The organism is Bernardetia sp. ABR2-2B (assembly GCF_037126435.1).
Classification (GTDB): Bacteria; Bacteroidota; Bacteroidia; order Cytophagales; family Bernardetiaceae; genus Bernardetia.
Window position 1 is genome coordinate 112754 of record NZ_CP147020.1, and the last position, 23683, is coordinate 136436.

Consider the following 23683-nt stretch of genomic DNA (forward strand, 5'->3'; position numbering starts at 1 on the left):
AGGCTTCGCCGTCGTTGAGGATTATGGTTTGAAACCTCGTTGACGGCAACGCCTCAACGACGGTTATTACTACTTAACTGATAACTGTATTCACAAAGTACATATCTATCTCTCCTTTATTCTTCGCTGTAATCTTTCCTCTGTACTCGCACTCAAAATCATTTTTTACGTAATTATAAGTCGTTTCAGAGATATTTACCTTTCCAACTTCTCCACTAGATTCCATTCTTGCAGCTAAGTTTACGGCATCGCCCCAAATATCGTAGGCAAATTTATTTTTACCAATTACACCTGCTACTACCGAACCTGTGTGAATCCCCAAGCGAAGCTCAAAAGCTGGTTCTCCTAGTTTTTCTTGATAGCTTTTCCAATCTTTCATAAACTGTTGCATCTCTAGCCCTGCCTTTACAGCATCTTTTGGATTGGAAGCATTAGCAACAGGAACACCACCAGCACACATGTAGGCATCTCCAATCGTTTTGATTTTTTCTAGATTATATTTCTCACAAATCTTGTCAAACTCAGTAAAACAATATTCTAGTTTTTTGACGAGTTCTTCTGGCGATAGCTTTTCAGAAATCTGTGTAAAGCCTTTAAAATCTGTAAACATAACCGTTACAAGGTCGTAAGACTGAGGTTGTGCATGTCCTGTTTCTTTAAGTTCTTGTGCTGTTTCTTCTGGCAAAATATTGAGTAAAAGGGTGTCTGATTTTTGACGTTCTATTTCAATTTCTTTGTTTTTAGAGTTTAGTTTTCTGTTGCTATTGAGTTTTTGAATGAATGCTATTACTGAAATAAACAAGACGATTCCACCACCAATCAAGCCTATCAAAAACTGATTATTTCTTGCTTTTTGTGCCTCTGCTTCTGCCTTTTGTTCTTTTGCAATTGCCTGTTGCTTTTCAGCCTCTGCTTTTTGTCTTTCTCCCTCTGTTTCTTTCATTTTTAAGTCAAGATTTTTGAGTTGAAGCTCCAAGCCTTGTCTCTCAATAACATATTTTTGAGAATCAATATCAAGGGTAAGTTCACGCTTTTGAGTTCTTAAAAACTCCAACTCTCTTTGAGAAAGTAGCATTGGGTCTATTTTCATTGCCTCTTCTAGTTCTCTTTTTTTGTCCCTTGGGTCTGGCTTTTCATTTTGCGCCTTTTCCCACATGAGTTCAAAGAGCTTTACCTTTTCTTCACTTCCTTGCTTTGTATGAGCTTCCATCAGAACAGTAGAAAGATTTATTCTGTCTTGACGAGTGATTTGAAAAGTATCAGGTTTCGAAAGTAGTGTTTCGGCTGTCGGAATCAAGTTTTCGTAATCTCTTTCTTTATGTGTAATTTTGACAATCTTACGCAGAACTTCTCCTTGCTTTTCAAACTTATTTATTTCATTATAAAGCTGGGCAGCCTCCTCATACGCTTTATTTTTTTTGGTAAAATAATCTGGCATTTCGTATTTATCGCCCAATCTTTCATGGCTTTTTGCTTCCAAGAGTTTGTCGCCTTTCCTTTCGGCTGCATATATCGCTCGCTCATAATATCTTACCATCAAACCTGTTTGCTCAATGAGATGATAACTATCTGCAATTTGCCAACTCAAGCTGATAGCTGTTTTATAATCGCCATTTTTTAAAGCTCTCTTTCGTTTAGTTTCATACTTTCTAATCTTAGAAATTACTTGACGGCGATTATAATTTTGTGCCTCTCCCCATTCATAGGGAATAAATAACAAAACTATAAGTGAAAGAATAAGAACGAGGTATTTTTTTTTCATGATGATTACTCTTTTTTTATTGGATAGAATTTTCTTTAAAGCTCTTTTTATAATGAAATGAATAATTTTATTGAAATAGTTTCTTTTGTTCGCAAAATAGAATTGGTTTATTTATAATTTTCTAAATCTCCATTTCCAAGTTCCTAGAACTTAGAAACAACAAAATACATATCTACTTCGCCTTTATTTTTGGCTTCTACTTTTCCACGATACGAACAGAAAAAATAATCTCTGACAAGTGAGTACGTGTATTCAGAAATATTTACTCTTCCTACTTCGCCACTAGATTCCATTCTTGCAGCAAGATTTACAGTATCGCCCCAAATATCATAGGCAAAACGTTTTTTACCAACAACACCAGCTACTACGGGGCCTGTATGAATACCTAAACGCATTTCGAAATAAGGTTTGCCTTGAAGGATTTTCTTTTGTTTTAATTGCTCGATTACTTCCTGCATTTCCATAGCTGCACTAACAGCATCAACAGGATTAGTGTAGTTAGAGGTAGGAACGCCACCAGCACACATATAAGCGTCTCCCATTGTCTTGATACGTTCTATATTCCATTTTTCACAAATAGTATCAAACTCTGAAAAACACTCTGCAAGTTCGTTGATAAGTTCTTCTGGGGTAAGCTGTTCAGCTACTTGTGTAAAGCCTTTGAAGTCTGTAAAAATAACACTTACTTGGTCGTAAGAACGAGGGTGAAGTTCGACATTATGTTTGAGTTCTTCGGCTATTTCTTTTGGAAGGATATTTAGAAGTAAAGCTTCTGAGCGTTCTTTTTCACTTTCTATCATTTCTTTTTGCTGCTCAATTTCCTCATTTTTGGCTGCAAGTTCGTGATTTGCAGAGGCAAGTTCTTTATTCGCTTTCTTCTTTGCCTTTACTGTATTACTTTGGATAATGATGAAAATAATGAGAATAACAGCAAAAAACGCAACTCCTCCAATTACATACATAAAGAGTTTTTGGTCTGCTTCTCTTCCTGCTACTGCCTTTGCATGAAGCTGTTCCAAACTATCTGATTTAAAACTATTTCTTTCTAATAACTCTTCTATTGTTAATGTTTTGGCTTTTTGTTGTTCTTCAATTTTCTCTGCTACTTTCTTCTTTTTTTCAAGCTCTGTTTTACTAATTGATGCAGAATCTACCAATAAAGCATCTTTTTGTTCTTCTAAAGCCATTACATCTTCTGCTTGGTCTTTTATTTCTTCCTTTACATTTTCATATAAATCTGCATTATTTTTATCGCCTTTCTTTCTATATATTTTTGATAAGTATTCTGTACTTTGCAAAACCAAATCAGTAGCATTGGCTTGATTGGCTATACGTATTGTTTCTTTAAGAACAGTAATTGCTTTATCATACTGCTGGGCATCGGCATATAATATTCCTTCTAAATAATGCGAACTAGCTACCATTTTTTTATTTCCAAGCATATTGTAGGCTTGTGTGGCTTTACTATAATTAAAAATAGCCAAACTATAGTTCTTGTTTTTCTTATAAATTACTCCCAATAAAGAATAGACTTGTCCTAGATTTTTATAATCTTTTACTCTAAGTGAAAAACTAGCAGCTTCTTTGAGGTAATTAATTGCTTTTTGTTCATTTCCCTCTTTATAATATCTTTGTCCTATTTGATAAGCTAGTTTTCCTGCTTTATTAGAATTACCTTGATTTTTGGCAGTTTTATATTGTGTTTCTATGTTTTGAGAAAAGCCATTTTGAGGAATAAAATACAGACACATTACAAAAAGCAAGAAACCAAAAAATAATTTATTTTGAGAAGTAAATTTTTTCATACATTTATTTTCGTTGTGCCTTAGAAAGAGTAAAAAAATAGAAAACTTAAATTAGATTGAATCTAGTAGAAATACAAATTTTTTAGAAAAGAAGTTTAATATTCTCCATCATCTACATAAACTTCTAAAAAAACACTATCATTTTCTTTGACAGAAGTAACCCAACCAACATAACCCTCTTTATGGAAATCAATCATATAATCAGTACAGTAATCGTGTGAAAGGTTATAAGCACCATTTTTATCTGTAAAAACTGGGTTTTTCAGACTGTCTTTATGAATCGTTGATAAATAAATGCTTACCTGTACGCCCTCTAAAGGTTGGTTTGTTATTCTATCAACCACAATTCCATTGGCTTCTGTATGGCAATCACAGCCACAAAAAATAAAAATAAGGACAAAGAACAAACAAAACGGATAAAAGAAGTCTTTTTGCATAAAATAAGATAATTTTCTAATTGATGGTATTAAGTATTATTCTTTCTTAGTACCTTTGCAGCTTAATTTACTAATTTTATTTTGCTTTATGATTAGATAAAATAGATTTTTAGTACAATAATTTTCATTACAAATTAATTACGTTGGTTCTACTAACTTTTAATTCGTAATTTTTAATTCGTAATTGGTATAGCTATATGATAAAGTTTATAAAATTTATTTGGATGCTCTCTATGCTTACTGTAATGGGTGTTCTTTTATATGAAAATGTAATTCTTCAACCTCCAGTTACTATCAAAATTGATGATGTAGGAGGAATTTTTAATCTGACTAAAAATGGTTTTTTCTATCTTTTTTTAGCTGCAATAGTTGTTTTTAATGGTATTCTTTTGATTTTGGGAACAGTAATTCCAACGTTACCAGAAAAATTTTTACCCATTCCAAAACGAAAATTTTGGTCAAAGAATAGTGCTACACGCAGAATGCTATTGAATAATTTCAAACTTTGGACAAAAGGAATAGGTATTTTTATTAATCTTTTTATAATGGTTTATCTAGTCTCTATTCAAATTGAAAATGGAGCAACTCCAAAATTTCCTTTTGACGCTTCTATTTTATCAACTATTATTTTAACGTTGTTAGTAGGTTGGTTAGTTCTGTTTTTTGCTTGGTTTGGAATGAACAAAACAGCAGCAGAAAAGGTAAAAGTGAAATCTTAAAAATTAATATTACAAATATACGAGTCCAGTTTGATTTAGTTTTGGCACAATAATTTGATTATAGATTTATATATAATCAAATTATTTCCTATCAAATTCATTATTTCAATCTACTATGAAAAATATTAAAAAACGATTTCAGATAACCCTAAAGTCAAATTCATTTATTCTTCCAGCTTTCTTTTTTTCTGTTGTATTTCTTTTTTCTGCCTTTTCTTTTTTCGGACAAATGCCAGATAAATATTCTAGGAAAAGAATTGGAGAAGGAGTAACACTTCTTATTCCTAATAATTTTGTAGAAATGTCTGATGATGAAATTGCTGCAAAATACTTCACACCAAAAAGACCATTAGCTATTTTTAGAAGTCCAGACCGAAAAGCCGAATTAGGAATTAATTCAAGTCTTTTTGAATGGGGAGAAGTTGGTTTGGAAAGCGAAATGAATATGGAGCTTTTGAAAGGATTTTATAAAGGAGCGATTGCAAATTCGTTTTATGAAAAAGTAAAATTCTTAAATGAAGGCGAAATTATAAGCATTGGAGATAGAGAAGCCGTATTATTCGAATTTATTGGAGCAATTCCAGAAGACCCAAATGCAATTATTAACAGAGGTGGAAAATCTCGTTATCATCAAGTTTTGTATAGCGTTTATAATGGAAAAGTTTTGATTATTAATTTTAGTGTAAACGGAACAGATTATAAATATTGGAAAGAACACGCTACAAAAATGGTAACTTCTGTGAAGATTTAACTTCTAACCCACGATTTTAATCGTGGGTTTCATTCTTCGAAACCCATAACTTTAGTTATGGGAAAAGATACAAGATTCAAAACAAAATGACAAAACCTTTTTCAGTAGCCAGTATGCAGGAAGTGCTTTTAGCACAAGAAAGCCGAACTATTTTTGAAAATGTAAATTTGGAAGTGGCGAGTGGCGAATTTGTCTATTTAATTGGAAAGACAGGAAGTGGAAAATCCACTATTTTGAAGGCTTTGTATGCTGATTTGCCTGTCGAAAATGGAGAAATTGTAGTGGCAGGTTATCGTGTCAATCATTTACAGCCTTCCGAAATTCCTTATCTTAGACGAAAAATAGGAATTGTCTTTCAAGATTTTCAATTGTTTACAGACCGTAGCGTTTTTGAAAACTTAGCCTTTGTGATGCGTGCCACAGGTTGGACAGACAAAGTAGCCATTCAGCATCGCATAGATCAAATTTTAAAGCAAGTAGGCATTGATGAGCTGATGTACAAAATGCCTCATCAACTTTCTGGGGGAGAACAGCAGCGTGTCGCCATTGCAAGGGCGTTGCTAAATGACCCTTTGATTGTCTTGGCAGACGAACCCACAGGAAACCTTGACCCAACTATTGCCAACGATATTTTGAATGTTTTTGTAGAAATAAATAAGGCAGGAACAGCCGTTTTGATGGCAACTCATCATCATAATTTCCTTAAAAAACACCCTGCAAGAGTTTTTTATTGTGAAGAAGGACAGGTAAAAGATATTGATAAAAATTTGGTTATTCAAAAAATGACTGAAGAATAATTTTTTCGATAAATGAGCTAATTTATATTTGCTTACTTGCTCAAAAGTAGTTATTTTCAAAAAAAATAAACTTTACTTATGAGCGACATTACTCCACCAACTATTTTAGACAAATTAGAAGATAATTTAGACACTCGTTTTAGAGATGTCTTTATATCTTATGGAAGAGCAGAATCAAAGGCTTTTGCTGCCAAACTCTGCGAAAGACTTACCCAAAAAGGCTATAAAGTATGGTTTGACCAAAATGATATTCCTCTAGGAGTAGATTTTCAGCACCAGATTGATGAAGGAATTGAGACAGCTCATAATTTTATTTTCATTATCGCTCCTCACGCTGTAAAGTCTCCTTACTGCCGAAAAGAAATTGAACTCGCCGTAAAAAGAGGAAAACGAATTATTCCAATCCTGCAAATTGAACCGACTTCAAAAGAAGTTTGGGATATGATGCACCCTACTATTGGAAAAATAAACTGGGTGTACATGCGCCAAAAGTGGGAGGAGGAAAAGGAACAAACAGAATACGAAACCATTGATGATTTTGATACAGGATTTGAAGGGGTACTGACGTTATTAGAACAAGAACAAGAGTATGTAAAACGTCATACAGAAATTTTGCTTAGAGCCATTGAGTGGGAGAAAAATCATCATAATTCTATGCATTTATTGGTAGCTAATGAGCGCAAAGAAGCCGAAAAGTGGCTTTTTTATCGTTTTGAAACTACACAACCCCCTTGCCGTCCGTCTGATTTGCATGTTCGTTTTATTTCGGAAGCTAAAAAGAATGCAAACAACCTTCAGACAGACGTTTTTATTGCTTCTGCCGAGAAAGAAAAAGAAGGAAATAGTATGACAAGAGAGCAGGTTATTTATATGCTTGCACTTCATGGTTATACCTCTTGGACACACGTAACTGACCTAAATTCGGGTGTCGATTTTCATAAAGCCATAAGAAAAGGGGTAGAAGGCGCAGATAATTTGATTTTCTTGATTACAAAAGAATCTTTAGCATCAGAGTATTGTATGGAAGAACTGGAGTATGCTATTTCTTTAGAGAAAAGAATCATTCCTTTGTGCCTAGAAAAAATAGCTGAAAATGAGCTTCCAAAGGCATTAAGAAATCTTCAATATATAGACTTTACAGACAATAAAGACGACACAACACTTTCTAAAAATGAAAAAACAGATTTTGAGAGGGATATTGATGAGCTTTTAGCAATCCTTGATGCAGATAAAGAATATATACAACGTCATAAAATTTTACTTACTCAAGCTTTAAAATGGGAGCGTCAAGATAAAAATGCTTCGATGCTTTTGCGTGGGCATAATCTTGAACAAGCTAAAATTTGGCTCAAAATTGGGCAAAAAAGAGAGACTCAGTTACCTCTGCCTATTCACGAAGATTTTATAAAAGAAAGTCAAGCTAAAAGTAGTTCAGAACGTACAGATGTTTTTGTCTCCTATTCCAGAACTGATGGAGATATTGCTAGAAAGCTAAATGAGAGTTTACAAATTGCAGGAAAAACAACGTGGTTTGACCAAGAAAGCATTGCCTCTGGTGCAGATTTTCAGAAAGAAATTTATGAGGGAATCCAAAATGCTGATAATATTGTTTTTATTCTTTCTCCAGAATCTATTTTATCTCCCTATTGTGCTGATGAAGTAGAGTTTGCTCAAAAACTGGGAAAGCGTTTTGTTACACTTTTGTATAGAGAGATTGATACAAAGGAGCTTCCGACAGCTTTTTCTACTGTTCAATGGATAGATTTTAGAACTAATTACACCAAATTTGATAAGCAGTTTGCAGAGGTATTACGTACCTTAGATACCGATAGAGAACACGTACAAGCGCACACAAAGTGGCAAAATGAAGCCATGGAATGGGTGGACTTTGATAGAGGTAACGATTTTTTGCTACGTGGAAATGAAGTCTCATTGGCAAAAGAATGGATAGACACAGCAAAAGAAAATAAAAAAGTTCCTCTAGTTACAGATCTTCAAGAAGAATTTATAAAAGAAAGTCTAAAACAAGAAGGAAAAGTAAAACGAGCGATTGAAAGAAATAAGCAAATTGCTATTGCAGCAGTCGCAATTATATTGGCTGTGGCGATGCTTGCAGGTTCTCAATGGTACAAATCCTATAAGCACCAACAAGAGTTGGCTATAAAAAATTTAGTCTTTAAGTCAAAAGAAGTGCTGGAAACTTCGCCTGATAGAGCCTTACAGTTGGCTTATGAAGCTTACAAAGCAGATAAAAAAGTTTCGCTAGTGGCAGTAAAAAATCTCTATCATATTATAGAAGATGCAAATATACTTTCTTCTGATGAACCAATTTTTACAGAGCTGAAAGCCGAAGACACTATTTTATCAGTCGTTTGGGCAAAAGATAAATCCCGTTTTGTTACTATTGGATATGAAGGTTTGATTTTGTTTGATGGAAAAGGAAGATTTATAAAAAAACTTTCAGATGGCAAACCAAGTAGCTATCAAAACCAAATTAATAATTTTAGTATTTTAAATCATGATTTTAATGTAGATTATGCTTACAGTAAAAGTATTTTAAAGCCTTATTTTGTAGCATTATCAGATGATGGAAACTATATTATAACTCATTCTGATAGCAATGAAATTATTTTCTTCGATAAAAATGGAAATAAAACGGGTGTTATAAAATCAGAGAAGCCAGTAGGGCAAGATATTAAATTAGACTTTATAGAAAAAGATGATTCTCTTTTTATAGTAGCAATGGAGGGAGTAGTAAATACAGACTATTATCCTAGAGGATTTTCTCTTCTTGATAAACTAGGCAACAAAATTCGTTATTATGATGAAGATAGCATAGATTGGGGGATTCAAAATGAGCTTTATAATAAAGTCGCAAGAATATGGCAACAAAAAGTAGGAGACAAAAAGTTTGAAAAGTCTATCCTTAAAAGAACAACAAGTTTTATACTTGGTAATCATATACTGATAAATGATGATGATAATGGGTGGAAGTTAGTAACAAATCAAAAACAAGATTCTACTATAATTACTTACAATTTTCCTGAAAAAATTCATTTCTCAAATCTTGATCCTAATTATGCAATAGCTTACAACCAAAATACAGCCTATATTTTTGCTTTTCCAGACCGAATACAATCTGCATTGGAAAAAATACCTCCTCTATCAGCTAGAGAAAAAATTGAAAATCAAGTAGCCAAATTAGATGATTATAGACAAGTACCAGAAGCAGTAGCTGATATGGTAGCCAAAGGAATTTTATTTCTGACTGTATTTTTACTGAGTATTTTGGTGCTGAATTATATGAACATGCTGTTTTTGGCGCAAAAATATTTCAAAATCATTATCTATCTATTTGTTGGCTTTTTCATCGGAGTTGGGTGGTTTATATTTATCATGACAGATGAATACGTAATTCCTGTAGCATTTTCTTCAGGAATTTCCTTAGTTGTCGCAGGTATATTTTTTGGGATACAAGATTTGAAACGAAAACTTTATTTCAATGGAACACTCTTCACAGCAGTAGCCATTCTTTTAGGGATACTTTCCCTTTCACTCTTTCATTATACAAATCGTGCCGAAGGATTTACCGAAACACTTTCTCATGTTTTTGGAGGAGTAAATATTTTTATATGGATTGTTGTTGGAATCACATGGTTTGCCACCGAAAAAGCTGCTAAAGAATTTTCTCAACGCAATTTTAATTATTTTGCTGATTGGATAGGCATACTGGTTTCTACAATTTCATTTTTTATTGTTCTCTCTATCACAAAGTTTTCTTTGGAAGATAATTTATCCTTTTTCTTCTTGATTCTAATCTTTCCTTTTATCTATCTTCTAAGGACATTCATTCATCAATACGTACTTTATACTTATCAAAAAGCTAAATACAGCCTAACTATTTTGAGAATGTATATTCCTGTTATCATTATGTTTCCTTTCTTTGCTACGGGCGCAATTATAGAGTTTAATGGAGGAACTGGAGGAGGTTCAAATTACTTACTTATTGTTTCAGCTTTTCTATTATTGTGTTATATTTTTATTCTCTATGTTTTTACTATTTTTGTAGCCTTCAAACAAAAAGATAGACTAAACTTAATAGCTAATTTCTTTTTTTGGTGGACAGCAATATTACTTATTTTTGTAGTTGTTCCTTCCGTTGATGAAGAAAACACATCTATATTTTATAGTTCTATTTGTATTATTTGGTTTGCTCCACTTGCTTGGATGCTCTACAAATTTTTTAAGAAACGAAACATTGAAAAGCATCAAACAGTTGAAATAGAGTAATCATAAAATAGATTTTCGGATAATGGATAAAGAGAATAAAAACACATATTGGAAAGATTTAAAAGAAGCTACACAAACAACAACAAAAGGATTAGGGCTGACGTGGGAGCATTTTCAAAATTCGATAAAAAGTTTAGCCAAAACAGATAAAAATAATAGTGGAAGTGCTTCTGCTGCTCAAAATCAGTCTTTTGAAGAGGATAATATTTCTAATTTGGGTGTCGTAACTAATCGCTATCCACACGAAATGATGCCTATTCCAGATAATGGACGCTACAAACTTCATAATGAAATTGATGATTGCATTGTTTGTAATAAATGTGTTGAGGTTTGTCCAGTAAATTGTATTGAAATTGATGCTATTCGTGGAACAGAGCAAGTGGGTAGAGCTTCCGACGGCTCACCCATTCGTTTTTATGCTGCTAAGTTTGATATTGATATGGCAAAGTGCTGTTTTTGTGGGCTTTGTACGGTAGTTTGTCCGACAGAGTGCCTTACAATGACCAAAGAGTTTGATTTTAGTGAAACAGATATTTCTAAAATGAATTACGAGTTTGGAAATCTTACAGAAGAAGAAGCTACTCAAAAACAAAAAGAATGGGACGACTTTCAAGCCGAAAAAGCTGCTCAAAAAGAAGCACAGAAACTAGCTCTAAAGGTAGTCAAAAAAACTATTTCGCTGCCAAAAATAAAGAAAGGAGAAGAAGTACAACCGACAGAGAAGAAAATAATCAAAAAACCTGCTATCAAAGTTAAAAAGATTGTTTCTCAACCAAAAGCAGAAAAATCAGAGGAAAAATTAAAAGATAAGCCAAAAAGTATAAAGAAAATTGTAATCAAGCCCAAGCTAAAGCCGATTAAGATAAAAATTCCTACATCAAATTCTTCAGATAAAAATAAAAAAACAGGTGAAAAAGATGATGAATAATTAACGTAAAAAAGCCATTCTATTTTAAACAGAATGACTTTTTTGAAAGTTTTAAAAAGAAATAAAATTAGTGTACTAATTCTTTCTCAAGTATAGAATTTATATCTACATACGGTAATTCAAATGCTTCAGCAACACCTTCATGGACAATATCACCTTTAATGATGTTAAGTCCTAATAATAATTCTTTGTTTTCTTTACAAGCTTTTATCCAACCTTTATTGGCTAATTGAATAGCATAAGGGAATGTCGCATTCGTAAGACCAACCGTAGAGGTATAAGGAACAGCTCCTGGCATATTGGCTACACAGTAATGAACCACATCATCAATAATATAAGTAGGGTCACGGTGTGTAGTGGCTTTGGTTGTTTCGAAACAACCACCCTGATCAACAGCTACATCAACAAGTACAGTACCTGGGCGCATAAGTTTAAGCATTTCACGAGTAACTAAGCGAGGAGCTTTTCTACCCGAAATCAAAACAGCACCAATAATCAAATCTGATTCTTGAACGGCTTGTTCGATATTATACTGGTTAGACATAATTGTCGTTACATTCTCAGCCATTACATCATCAAGATAACGCATACGAGGCAAACTAACATCCATAATAGTAACGTCTGCTCCCAAACCAGCAGCCATCTTTGCAGCTTGTGTTCCTACAATTCCACCACCCAAAACAAGCACTTTAGCAGGTTGAACCCCAGGGATTCCACCCAAAAGAATACCACGCCCTTTAATTGGTTTTTCTAAATATTTTGCCCCCTGCTGTACAGACATACGACCAGCTACTTCTGACATCGGAATAAGAAGAGGCAACGAACGGTCAGATTGTTCTACTGTTTCGTAAGCAATACAAATAGCTTTTGCATCTATCATGGCTTTTGTTAGTGGCTCAGATGAAGCAAAATGAAAATAAGTAAAGACTACCTGATTTTCTTTGATTAATTTATACTCTGGCTCAATTGGCTCTTTTACCTTCATTATCATCTCTGCGATAGCATAAACATCTTCAATAGTAGGTAGAATTTTACCTCCTACACTTTCATAGAGAGCATCAGGAAATCCACTTCCAATACCTGCACCTTTTTGAATATAAACGGTATGTCCGTGGTGAATAAGCTCGGCTACACCACCCACAGTAAGGGCTACACGACTCTCGTCGGTCTTGATTTCCATTGGAACACCAATAATCATAATTTTGTGTGTTTTTATAAATGTGTTGTAATTAGTATTTGAATCGATGAAGGATTAAAATCGAATTACATAAAAGAATATTTCAGTTGTTATAACTTATCACAAATATAAATTTTTGAAATTAAATAACACATATTTTCACTATCAGCTTTTCAAAAAAGTCAAAAAAAGGTATTTATAAGTAGTTATACAGAATTATCAATACATATAACTAATTGGCAAGTGATTAATATGATTTTTAAGATAAAATACAAGATAAATACAAATACAAGTAATTTTTTTTAAAAATACTTATTTAATTTTTATTGTATTATCCTATAATTATCATAAAATCGATAGCTCAGCGAAGCCAAATCACTCGCTAATTATGTTTGGCTACTTACAAAAAATAATTACTTACCAACTAAGAAACAGTCGAACTAACATATATTTTTGAACCTTCTATTTTAGAAATCATAATTTCTTTTCCCGAATCAATAAACTCGCCATTAAGTGAGCGCACTTCAAAAATTTCATCTTCAAAATTTACTCTTCCGTTTGGACGCAAACTAGAAATAGTTTTGCCTTTTTGTTTTGGGTAAAGAAACAATTTTCTTTCGGTATCTTTGTCATCATGTTTGCCTTCTATCATATGTTTTTGACTAAATTTCTCCCAAGATTTCGAACGAACACTATACGTAATTGCGCCAACATTAAAAACTGAAGCAATAGCAAGTGTCCAGATAGAAGTATCTATTCCGTAAAAAAAGTAAGTCAGAACAGTACCAAATAAAGTTAGAAATAAGCTGATGACACCAAATTTTATCGTTCCTGAAAGAACTTCAATAGTAAGTGTAATCATAGCAAAGAAGAATAAAATACCGATTATGAATAGTTCCACTAATATATGTAGAGTTTAGGTTAAGAATAAAACTTTATTTTGAATACGAATAAATACGTGCTTTGGTTAAAGTTTCTGGTTCTTTTTTGATTTCAGATAACACAAAACCCTCTTTATTATTATCTAATGGAGAAGTCAATGTTTTATCGTGTAAATTTTCATAATCTTCTAGTTCGATAGTCTTTCTATTTTTTAGTGTAGAGAAAACTTCAAATTTTTCAATAATCTCTTTTGCCATTGATTGTAAAACTCCTTCGAAAACCTTTGATTTTGAGCCACTTCCATATGCACAAAAACCTATTTTTTGATTATCTAAGACTTCATTTTTATCTATCTTTTTTTCCAAGCAACTCATCAAAGCCATAAAAATAGAAGCTGTGTACATATTTCCAATTTCAGAAGAAGCTAATTGACTATCAGCTATTTTTTCCTTTACAAAATCTCCATATAAATCTGTCTTAGAAACAAGTCTAAAAAGTTGATTTGACTCTAATTCTTCTTTACTCAAATTCAACTTTTCTGAATACTCCTTTTTTATCTCTTTATTTGCTGTCAAAATTCTCTCTTCTGTAAAAAGCTGACTGAACATTCTTTTTCCATGAAAGGCATAAGGCAAATGAAAAATTAAGCTATTCCATTTTTCTGAAAGAATATCATTTTTATCATATAAATCTTCCCTAACAGCCTGTTCTTTGAATGAAAAATAAGCATCATGCAAACGGTTTTGATAGCACGAATTAGAAAACTGACCATCAAAAACAGGGGTTTCACTAAAGTCAGGCTTGAAAAAATCGTGTTCACTTTTTGTAGAAACACCCCAAACATCATTTATAGCTAATAATCTAGGGTTTTGTTTGACAAGCATGGCGACTGCTCCTGCGCCTTGTGTGTATTCGCCACCAGACTCTTTTTCATATTTTGCATAATCTGTGCAAACGACAATACCAATACGGTTTTTTTTATTTCTAGCCCAATCTAGCGTATTATGAAGTGCATCAACACCACCAATACATGCAAAAGTCATATCTATGGCATCACAATTTTCAAAGAGTTCTGTGGTCTTTTTGTCTTGCAATTTTTCGTTTACCATTCCCAAAACGTAAGTCGCAATAGGTTTTGCGCCATCAAGACCAGATTCTGTTCCTATATAAAGTCTTCCAATATCTTTTGGGTTGAGATTATAATCAGTTATCAATTTCAAAACGGCATTGGCTGCCATACTTGCAGCATCTTCGTCAGTATCTGGAAGAGCCATTTTCAAAACGCCCAAACCTTTACTTAATTTATCATAATCAATATTTCTTGAGGGAGCTAACGTTTTTAAATCTAAATAAATAGAAGGAACATAAAAAGACATGGCATCAATGCCAACTTGTACTGTATTTTGATTCATCAAAGAAAGAGGTCAGAGATAAGTAAGGTAAATAATTTGTCTGTGCGTGTTTTATCGGTCTTTTTTTACTGTTTACAAATCTATATAAAATCTAGTAGAAATGATAATGATTCCATTTTGAAAGTGTTTTGTTAGAAATAATAATTGAATTTTTTTAATAGAATACTGTACTTTTTTAGTTGAAAAATGAATTTAACGATTATTTAACACGGTATTTCTAAATTTATTTGGAAAATAAAAAAAGGTATTGTATAATTGCATCACACTTCAACTACACTTAGTCAAATCTAAATTATTATTGATTTACTAAGCTGTATGAGATTTATAAAGAAGTACAGAGAGAACAGGCTCAATGATGTACTGGCAACCTGCCGTTATTTTGTAACTACAAATAAGCAAGGTGCTAATTCCTGCCTAAATCAAATTTTTTCTTTTGTGTTTTGAAAAAAACACGAAAGAATTTAGGACATATAAATTTACAACCATAATGAATACAGACATTCTACACGCTGACCATAATCAGCACTCCGAAACGGAAGTATCTCAATCAACAGTTCATATCTCAAATAAGGGAGTTACTATCATCAACTCTACTTCTTGCCGAGCCTTTTACTTAGCTAACTCTAAAGCTATGTGTTGTTGCTGCCGTTAATCTACTAACCTCATCTATTTTCAGTATTTTATGTATTTGCTTAAAGCAAGAGCTAATTTTTTGTATCTATACAAAACTAATTTGTTCTACTTTAACTTAAAATTATACAAAATAAAATCTGAGGAATAGCTGTACCTACAATTTTTATTAAAATTAATTTGATATTAAAACATATATCAAAAAACTGATTTATATAAATCAATTATAATTCAAAATTTCTCATAACTAATAATTTTATACAAATTATTACCCTAAATTATATAACCTATGTCAAACAAACCATTGCATTTCGAAACGCTTCAATTACACGCAGGACAAGAAGCAGATCCAACAACAGGCTCTCGTGCTGTACCTATTTATCAAACTACCTCTTACAACTTCCAAAACGCAGAACACGGAGCTAATCTATTTGCTCTCAAAGAGTTTGGTAATATTTACACTCGTATCATGAATCCAACAACAGATGTTTTTGAGAAGCGAATTGCTGCTCTTGAAGGAGGTGTAGCTGCCGTTGCTGTTGCCTCTGGAATGGCTGCACAATTTACGGCTCTCAATAATATTTTGGAAGCAGGAGATAATTTCATCTCAACTACATACTTATATGGTGGTACGCACAATCAATTTAAAGTAGCTTTCAAACGAATTGGAATTGAAGCTCGTTTTGCAGATGGCGACAAAGCTTCTTCTTTTGAATCTTTGATTGATGAAAAAACAAAAGCTATTTATTTAGAAACTATCGGCAATCCAGAATTTAATATTCCAGATTTTGAAGCGATTACAAACCTTGCCAAAAAACACGATATTCCAGTCGTTGTAGATAATACATTTGGTGCAGCAGGTTATCTTTTCCGTCCTTTAGAACATGGTGCAAATATCGTAACGGCATCAGCAACGAAATGGATTGGTGGACACGGAACAAGCATCGGAGGAATTATTGTCGATGGAGGAAATTATAATTGGGGTAACGGAAAATACCCTCAATTTTCAGAGCCATCAGAAGGTTATCGAGGTCTTAATTTTTGGGAAACTTTCGGAGAAGGAAACCCATTAGGTTTGCCGAATATTGCCTTTGCTATTCGTGCTAGAGTAGAAGGTTTGAGAGATTTTGGAGCTGCAATTAGTCCTTTTAATTCATTTTTATTACTTCAAGGTTTAGAAACGCTTTCACTTCGTGTTCAACGCCACGTAGATAACGCTCTTGAACTTGCAAAATGGCTAGAAAATCATGAATTAGTAGAAAAAGTAAATTATCCCGGTCTTGAAAGTAGTCCATATCACGAACTAGGAAAAAAATATTTAACTAATGGTTTTGGTGGCGTTTTGTCTTTCCAAGTAAAAGGAGGAAAAGAAAATGCTGAAAAGTTTGTCAATAGTTTAGAGCTTGTTAGTCATCTAGCAAATGTAGGTGATGCCAAAACGCTGATTATCCATCCAGCTTCTACAACCCATCAGCAGCTTTCAGAAGACGAGCAAAAAAGAGCAGGTGTTCATCCAACATTGCTTAGAGTTTCAGTAGGAATTGAGCATATCGAAGACATCAAAGGCGATTTTATCAATGCTTTTGAAAAAGTATTTTCGCCTGTTTTGGCTTAAATTTTTTAAACCTATAAGGTTTTCAGAAACCTTATAAGTTTAGGCAAAAAAACCTTGTTTCGGCTAGGAAACAAGGTTTTGATTATCAATTTTCATTCAATGAGGTTGCAGCCTCATCTTATTAATTATCTAATCATTACAAATTTACAAAAATATGTCTATACTTTCTTTCTCATTTCAAGGAATCAATCAAAGTGCAGCCAAATTTAAAGGAAAAAGTCGTCAGTTTGATTTAACAATCGATGAACCCATTGAACTTGGTGGAACAAACCAATATCCTAATCCTGTCGAATATATTTTGGCTGGTTATGCAGGTTGCCTAAATGTAGTGGCGCATATTGTAGCCAAAGAACTAAATATTGACCTTCAAAAGCTAGAAATCAATGTTTCTGGTCATCTCAATCCTGCTAAATTATTTGGAGAAGATACAGAAGAACGTGCTGGTTATCAGCGTATTCAAGTAAGTCTGAAACCTCAAACTAATGCTAGTGATGTAGAGTTGCTAGGTTGGTTGCAGGAGATAGAAAGACGTTGCCCAGTAGGAGATAATTTGCAAAATGAAACTCCTATTTCTCTACAAATTGAAAAACAAACATTTGTAGCTTCATTGAATTAATAAAAATAACAAATCAACCAGTAGTAGGGACAACGTATGCATTGTCCCTACATTTATACATTCGTAATTGTTCTTTTATGCTAAACTATTTTGATTCTGATACTGAATTTATCCTTGAAAGTGGTCAAACGCTGCCTTCGCTTCGTCTTGCTTATCATACTTTTGGAAAGCTCAATGATAAAAAAGACAATGTCGTTTGGATTTGTCATGCCCTGACTGCAAATAGTAATCCGTTGGAATGGTGGGATATATTGTTAGGAAATGAGGTAGGAGAAAATAAAATAATTAATACAGAAGAGCATTTTATTGTTTGTGTAAATATTTTGGGTTCTTGTTATGGTTCTACAAATGCGCTTTCAGAAAATTCTAAAACTGGACAGCCATTTTATCATGAGTTTCCATTTTTTACTATCCGTGATATTGTTAGTGGAATTGATTTACTTAGAAAAGAATTGCAATCAAAGTTAGATTTTGAAAAAATTTGGCTTTGCATCGGTGGCTCAATGGGAGGACAACAAGCAATGGAGTGGGCAATAAAAGAACCTAGTCTTATAGAAAATTTAGCTCTAATTGCTACAAATGCTCGTCATTCAGCTTGGGGAATTGCCTTTAATTCTTCTCAACGCCAAGCTATCGAAAATGACCCTACTTGGGAAACTAATGATAAAAAAGCTGGACTAAGTGGAATGAAAGTAGCTCGTAGTATTGCGCTTTTATCCTATCGAAATTATGAAGCCTATAATCTTACTCAAACAGATACCGATGAACGAACAGAAAAATTCAGTTCAGAATCTTATCAAAAATACCAAGGCGAAAAATTAGCACAGCGTTTTGATGCTTTTGCGTATTACAATCTTTCTAAGGCGATGGATTCGCACAATGTAGGACGAAATAGAGGAGGAATTGAAAAAGCACTTTTAAAAATTAAGGCAAAAACAGTTGTAGTTAGTATTACAAATGATGTTTTATTTCCCTCTCAAGACCAAAAACTTTTGGCAAAACATATTCCTGATGCAAGCTATTTTGAGATAAAATCTCCTTACGGACACGATGGTTTTTTGCTAGAGGGAGAAAAGTTAAGCAAAATTTTATCGGATAACATTTCATTTAATGAAAATACAGTAGAGACAAAGCACGTTTTGTCTAAATAATTTATAGTAAAATTCAATTATGAAAAAAACATTAAAAATTGGTTTATTTGGTTTTGGTTGTGTTGGCGAAGGACTTTATGATATTCTCCAAAATAACACAGAAAATACAGGGTTTGAAGCAGATATTGTAAAAATCTGTGTCAAAAACAAAGAAAAAAAGCGTTCTATTGATTCATCTTATTTTACTTATGATAAGAATGAAATTTTGGAAAACGAAGAAATAAACACGATAGTAGAGCTGATTTCGGATGCAGAAGAAGCCTATCATATCGTCAAAAAAGCCTTGCAAAGTGGAAAAAATGTAGTTACGGCAAACAAAAAAATGATTGCGCTGCATTTGGAAGAACTCGTACAAATCCAAAAAGAAGCAGGAACATCACTTCTGTATGAAGCTGCTGCATGTGGAAGTATTCCGATTGTAAGAACGTTGGCAGAGTATTATGATAATGAACTTTTATATTCTGTAAGTGGAATTTTTAATGGTTCATCAAATTATATTCTATCAAAAATAGCGAATGAAAATCTAACGTATGATGTTGCTCTAAAACAGGCACAAGACTTAGGTTTTGCAGAAGCAGATCCAACACTTGATGTCGCTGGTTTTGATCCAACTTATAAACTTTGTCTTTTGGCAGCACAAGCGTATGGAATTTTCGTCAATCCTGATGAAGTATTGAGAATTGGAATTAATAATCTCAAAAAAGAAGATATTGATTTTGCTAAGAATTACATTAGACAAGATAATAAAAGTCAAAAAACTACGAATTTCAAAGTAAAATTGGTAGCTACTATTTCACGTATCGGAAATGTAGAAGAGAACAAACTATTGCTTTATGTTTTACCTACTTTCATTAGCCATGAAAATCCATTGTATAATGTAGAAAATGAAAATAATGCTGTTTTGGTAGAAGCTGCTTTTTCAGACAAACAAACTTTCATCGGAAAAGGAGCAGGAGGACACCCCACAGGTTCTGCAGTTTTATCAGATATTTCTGCGTTGCGTTATGATTATCAATACGAGTATAGAAAAACAGAAAGAAATAAAACTAAAAAATCAAGTTTTTCTCCCACAAGAAAAGCTCTAGCAGAAGTTTATTTGCGTTTTGATGAGAGTTTAATGGAAAATAAATTGAGAGAGAATATTAGTTTTGAAGAAATTATAATAAGAGGAAAAAATTATATCATTGTCAAAATCTCTCTATCCGAACTCTTTGAAAACCGTGATTTCATTGAAGAAAATAAAATTTTTGTGGCGATTAGTGGAGAGGTAAAAGCCTTTAATAAAGAAAGTCAAGAAAAAGAAAATGTAACTTCTACTATTTATTAAAAATGATTTATCAAAAAAACAGCCATTTTGTTATTTAAACAAAATGGCTGTTTTTTTGTGCAGAGACTTCAGAATTATTTTATTCCAATGATTAATTTCTCATTTTCATAGACTAAATCGCCTTGACGATTATTCCATTCTCTTATCTGTGCCGTTGAAAGATTGTATTTTTGAGCAATAGAAAAAAGTGTTTCTCCTTTTGCAACATAATGATAATTATAATCTACTTTTGCTGTCGCATCATTATTTTTATCTTCTTTTTTAGTAGAAGTATTTGCATCAACATTAGCCATTTTGAGGACACCTTCATTGACAATCATTTTCTTTCCAACAGGAAGGTCAATTACGCTAGTTTCCAAATTATTCCATTTCCAAATATTAGCCACAGGAACACCATACTTTTCACTTAGGTTATATACATTTTCATTGGGCTGAACAGCGTGAAAACCTGCTCCATAATATTCAATTGGATAAACCGTAGCTTTTTGTTCTTTTACTGTCTCTTCAATAACCGTTTTTATTTTCTTTGGTTGTGAAACAAAAAGTGTATCTCCAATATTGACTGTTCCGTTTGCAGGAATTTTCGGATTCCAAAGCATCATCTCTTTAGTAGTTACACTAAATTTTTGAGCAATTTTTCCAAGCATATCTTTTGGTTGAACCACATAAATATCTGCTTGTGTTTCTGTCTCTACAACTTTTGTTTTTGTTTCATCGTCTTTATTTTTAGAAAAATCATAACCAAGAATAGGCATTCCCAATGGGTCGTAACCTTCCTTACCTACGTTTTTAAAATCTTTTTCTTCGCCACCCATCTGAAGAAACTCCTGTAATGTTATGGTAGAAGCGTTTGTTTTGCTTTCAGATGAACTAGAACTACTTTGATTTACTCCATTACTAACAGCAGGGTCGATTAAAGTAGCTTCCTTAAATTCAGAATCTCCTCCTGTTGCTTGATTAGTTCCACCACCAGAGTTAGTAGAGCCAGAGTTATTATTTTCAAGTTCGCTTCTGCTACCTGCCTCTACTGCCAAACTAGATTTGAGTATAATTTTGTCTCCAACATCAATATTATCTCCTGTAATAAATCCATTCCAACGAATTAAATCTTTCGGACTCAAATTATATTTTCTTGCAATAGACCAAAGTGTTTCATCTTGCTCTACAAAATGATAATCTGCATTTCCAACAGTAGCATTATTAGTAATAGTAGTTGGTGCAACAGGAGTAAAATCTTGTTGAGGAATAGGTAGAAGTACGCCAGAAGAATCTAAGAAACTTACAAATTCTCCATTTGCATTCTTCCTAACAACTACCTTTGTATCTGAATTACTAGCATTCTTTGTATCTTTTTTCTCTGTAACTAAAGATGCTTCATATACTTTGTCTTTTGCAGTGCTATTAGGCTGACTGACAATAAGTTTTTGTCCTGTCGAAACGGTATAATCAGGTAATTTATTCCATTCCTTGAGTTTTGACATCACTACATTATATTTTTTAGAAATATCATACAAACTTTGAGCTTCTGCTACGGTATGGTATTTTATAACAGTAGTAGCCGTATTTTCTGAATTCTTCTTAGCGTCTGTTTTTTCTGTAATAATTACTCCGTCTGTTTTCTTACCTTCAAATTCGGCAAATGAACCTTGCTCTGGATTTGTAGTTTCAGTTGAATTGTTTTTCTCTGTTTGTGTTTTTGTAGTCGTTGTTTTGTCTTTATTATCCATTCCTGCTAACTCTGTTTTTTTGAGTTCTTCCCATTCTGCCATAAGCTCTGGGTCGGCTGCTGTTTGGTCTTCTTCCTCTTCATCAAAACTTGCTACGATTGGAGTCACATCTCTTACTTCAACAGGAATTCTTTTTGGTCTTTTGGTCTGAATCCAAAGCACTCGTCCTACTTTCACTTTATCGTCTTCATCTAAGCGATTATATTTTAATAGGTATTTATAACGCATTGCATATTTTTGAGAAACATCCCAAAGTGTTTCTTTGTCCATCAATACGTGTATAGCTACATCTTTTGCTCTATTTCCTTTTTCTTGAAGATAATAAACTTGACCTGTCTTGATAGCATCAGTAGGTTTCATATCATTCCAATCCAAAAAATCAGTAACTTCTATTCCTGCAGCACGAGCCATTTCACTCAAAAAATTACCTGAAAGAGCAATCATTCCTTTGCGCTCGTTGATGGTTGCAAAAGCATATTTTTTACCTTCTATGAGGCGTTCTTGTTTATCTACTATTTTTGGATAAATATCTTTTTCAATAACTAAAGTAGTATCTAAAGGAGAAAAAGCCCAAGAAGAAACAGGAGCAGATAGAAAGGCAAACAATAATAAAAAAATGAATAATTTACTTTTTCTTAAATCTAAATTAAGATTTTTAGAAGAGTTTTTTAAAAAATAATACTGCATAAGACTTAAATTTATAGTTTTATTTAGTGAATTGGCTAAGAAACAAATAAATGGAAACAATTATGAATTAAAAATTACGACCTGTAAAAATATTGAAACTAATTATAAGTCATTTATTGATTCAAAAATAGTAATTCATTGAATTTTAATTCCATACATAGTAATAATACTATTAAGTTTGATTTTTTATTAATTTGGATGTTTTAATATAAAGATGATTTTTTTAGAAAAATCCACAAAAATAATTTTGTATTTCTATTGAGATTCAATTTGGTTATAAACTCAACAAAATAAAAATAGATTTAATAATTTACATGAAAGATAATCAATTTACACAAAAAAGCACAACAATTACTACACTTACCAACGAAAAACCTAAAAGTATAGTTCTTTTTGGGTCTGAATCTTCTGGAAAATCTACATTAACGAATGAATTATCAAATTACTATAAAGTCTTTTCAAATCCAGAGTTTTCAAGGTTATATTTAGATACGAAGATGAAATATGCAAATTATGAAGATACAAATTCACTTATATTTGAAGATGTAGAACCGATTGCAATAGGTCAGCTTTGTAGTGAAAATCAAATAGAAAATCTTGCCATTGCTCATTATCATTCTTTTTATTTTTTAGACACAAACTTACTGACTACCTATATTTACTCAAAATATATTTATAAAAAAGTTCCTTTTTGGTTAGATAAAGCAATTCAGAATCAAAATTATTCTTATTACCTTTTGCTGAAACCAAATACAAAATGGGAGTTTGATAAGCAGAGAGGAGGAGATGAAGGAAGACAATTTTTTTATAAAAAAATGAAAGAAGAACTAGAAAGTAGAAATATCAGTTATTCTGAAATTACTGAACTAAACGAGAAAAGAGCTAAAGAAGCTATTAAGATAATTGATTTTTTATTGAAATGATGTATCTAATACTGAATTTTATTCGTTTATTTTTAATAAAAATGTTA

18 protein-coding genes and 1 riboswitch are annotated in these 23683 nt (G+C 32.6%); of the genes, 11 read left to right on the forward strand and 7 right to left on the reverse strand.

Annotated features, from left to right (window positions below):
* Positions 1 to 73: 73 nt before the first annotated feature.
* The 3 genes from WAF17_RS00505 to WAF17_RS00515 form a co-directional block, all read right to left on the reverse strand.
* A complete protein-coding gene (locus WAF17_RS00505; RefSeq protein WP_338764872.1) occupies positions 74 to 1762 on the reverse strand; it encodes an adenylate/guanylate cyclase domain-containing protein in 1689 nt (562 codons plus the stop codon).
* Between the two features lie 143 nt (positions 1763 to 1905).
* Positions 1906 to 3567, reverse strand: coding sequence for an adenylate/guanylate cyclase domain-containing protein (locus WAF17_RS00510; protein ID WP_338764874.1), 1662 nt, complete (start codon positions 3565 to 3567; stop codon positions 1906 to 1908).
* Positions 3568 to 3662: 95 nt separating this feature from the next.
* Complete coding sequence (locus tag WAF17_RS00515) at positions 3663 to 4004, reverse strand: hypothetical protein (protein WP_338764876.1); 342 nt, start codon at positions 4002 to 4004, stop codon at positions 3663 to 3665.
* 197 nt (positions 4005 to 4201) lie between these two features.
* Between WAF17_RS00515 and WAF17_RS00520 the strand changes: the two genes are divergently transcribed.
* The 5 genes from WAF17_RS00520 (at position 4202) to WAF17_RS00540 (ending at position 11489) form a co-directional block, all read left to right on the forward strand.
* The gene (locus WAF17_RS00520) at positions 4202 to 4723 is read left to right on the forward strand and encodes a hypothetical protein (RefSeq protein ID WP_338764879.1); all 522 of its coding nucleotides are present in this window, start codon (positions 4202 to 4204) and stop codon (positions 4721 to 4723) included.
* 115 nt (positions 4724 to 4838) lie between these two features.
* Entirely contained in the window at positions 4839 to 5474 is a 636-nt protein-coding gene (locus WAF17_RS00525) for a hypothetical protein (protein ID WP_338764881.1), read from the forward strand.
* Between the two features lie 86 nt (positions 5475 to 5560).
* Positions 5561 to 6271 carry an ATP-binding cassette domain-containing protein gene (locus WAF17_RS00530; RefSeq protein WP_338764884.1) on the forward strand — a complete coding sequence of 237 codons (711 nt, stop codon included), beginning with the start codon at positions 5561 to 5563 and terminating at the stop codon, positions 6269 to 6271.
* 78 nt (positions 6272 to 6349) lie between these two features.
* Entirely contained in the window at positions 6350 to 10561 is a 4212-nt protein-coding gene (locus WAF17_RS00535; RefSeq protein ID WP_338764887.1) for a TIR domain-containing protein, read from the forward strand.
* A 22-nt stretch (positions 10562 to 10583) separates the two neighbouring features.
* Entirely contained in the window at positions 10584 to 11489 is a 906-nt protein-coding gene (locus tag WAF17_RS00540; protein ID WP_338764890.1) for a 4Fe-4S dicluster domain-containing protein, read from the forward strand.
* Between the two features lie 67 nt (positions 11490 to 11556).
* Here the strand turns inward: WAF17_RS00540 and ald are convergent, their stop codons facing one another.
* From ald to WAF17_RS00555, 3 genes are all read right to left on the reverse strand, one after another.
* On the reverse strand, positions 11557 to 12687 hold the full coding sequence (gene ald, locus WAF17_RS00545; protein ID WP_338764893.1) for an alanine dehydrogenase: 1131 nt from the start codon (positions 12685 to 12687) through the stop codon (positions 11557 to 11559).
* Positions 12688 to 13090: 403 nt separating this feature from the next.
* Positions 13091 to 13567, reverse strand: coding sequence for an NfeD family protein (locus WAF17_RS00550; RefSeq protein ID WP_338764896.1), 477 nt, complete (start codon positions 13565 to 13567; stop codon positions 13091 to 13093).
* 34 nt (positions 13568 to 13601) lie between these two features.
* Positions 13602 to 14960: a hydroxymethylglutaryl-CoA synthase gene (locus WAF17_RS00555; protein ID WP_338764899.1), complete on the reverse strand. Its 1359-nt coding sequence runs from the start codon at positions 14958 to 14960 to the stop codon at positions 13602 to 13604.
* 319 nt (positions 14961 to 15279) lie between these two features.
* A riboswitch (SAM riboswitch) is annotated at positions 15280 to 15385 on the forward strand.
* Between the two features lie 62 nt (positions 15386 to 15447).
* Between WAF17_RS00555 and WAF17_RS00560 the strand changes: the two genes are divergently transcribed.
* The 5 genes from WAF17_RS00560 to WAF17_RS00580 all read left to right on the forward strand — a co-directional run bounded on the left by WAF17_RS00560 (position 15448) and on the right by WAF17_RS00580 (position 20299).
* Positions 15448 to 15612 carry a hypothetical protein gene (locus tag WAF17_RS00560; protein WP_338764900.1) on the forward strand — a complete coding sequence of 55 codons (165 nt, stop codon included), beginning with the start codon at positions 15448 to 15450 and terminating at the stop codon, positions 15610 to 15612.
* Between the two features lie 267 nt (positions 15613 to 15879).
* The gene (locus WAF17_RS00565; RefSeq protein ID WP_338764903.1) at positions 15880 to 17205 is read left to right on the forward strand and encodes an O-acetylhomoserine aminocarboxypropyltransferase/cysteine synthase; all 1326 of its coding nucleotides are present in this window, start codon (positions 15880 to 15882) and stop codon (positions 17203 to 17205) included.
* A gap of 154 nt (positions 17206 to 17359) precedes the next feature.
* Positions 17360 to 17821 (forward strand): OsmC family protein, encoded by a 462-nt coding sequence (locus tag WAF17_RS00570; RefSeq protein WP_338764905.1) that lies wholly within the window; start codon positions 17360 to 17362, stop codon positions 17819 to 17821.
* Between the two features lie 77 nt (positions 17822 to 17898).
* Positions 17899 to 18972, forward strand: coding sequence for a homoserine O-acetyltransferase (gene metX, locus WAF17_RS00575; RefSeq protein WP_338764907.1), 1074 nt, complete (start codon positions 17899 to 17901; stop codon positions 18970 to 18972).
* Positions 18973 to 18991: 19 nt separating this feature from the next.
* On the forward strand, positions 18992 to 20299 hold the full coding sequence (locus WAF17_RS00580) for a homoserine dehydrogenase (RefSeq protein ID WP_338764910.1): 1308 nt from the start codon (positions 18992 to 18994) through the stop codon (positions 20297 to 20299).
* Between the two features lie 74 nt (positions 20300 to 20373).
* Here the strand turns inward: WAF17_RS00580 and WAF17_RS00585 are convergent, their stop codons facing one another.
* Positions 20374 to 22713, reverse strand: a complete 2340-nt coding sequence (locus WAF17_RS00585; RefSeq protein WP_338764913.1) for a LysM peptidoglycan-binding domain-containing protein — start codon at positions 22711 to 22713, stop codon at positions 20374 to 20376.
* Between the two features lie 314 nt (positions 22714 to 23027).
* On the opposite strand from WAF17_RS00585, the gene WAF17_RS00590 reads away from it, so the two are divergent.
* Positions 23028 to 23636, forward strand: a complete 609-nt coding sequence (locus tag WAF17_RS00590) for an AAA family ATPase (protein ID WP_338764916.1) — start codon at positions 23028 to 23030, stop codon at positions 23634 to 23636.
* Positions 23637 to 23683: the final 47 nt, after the last annotated feature.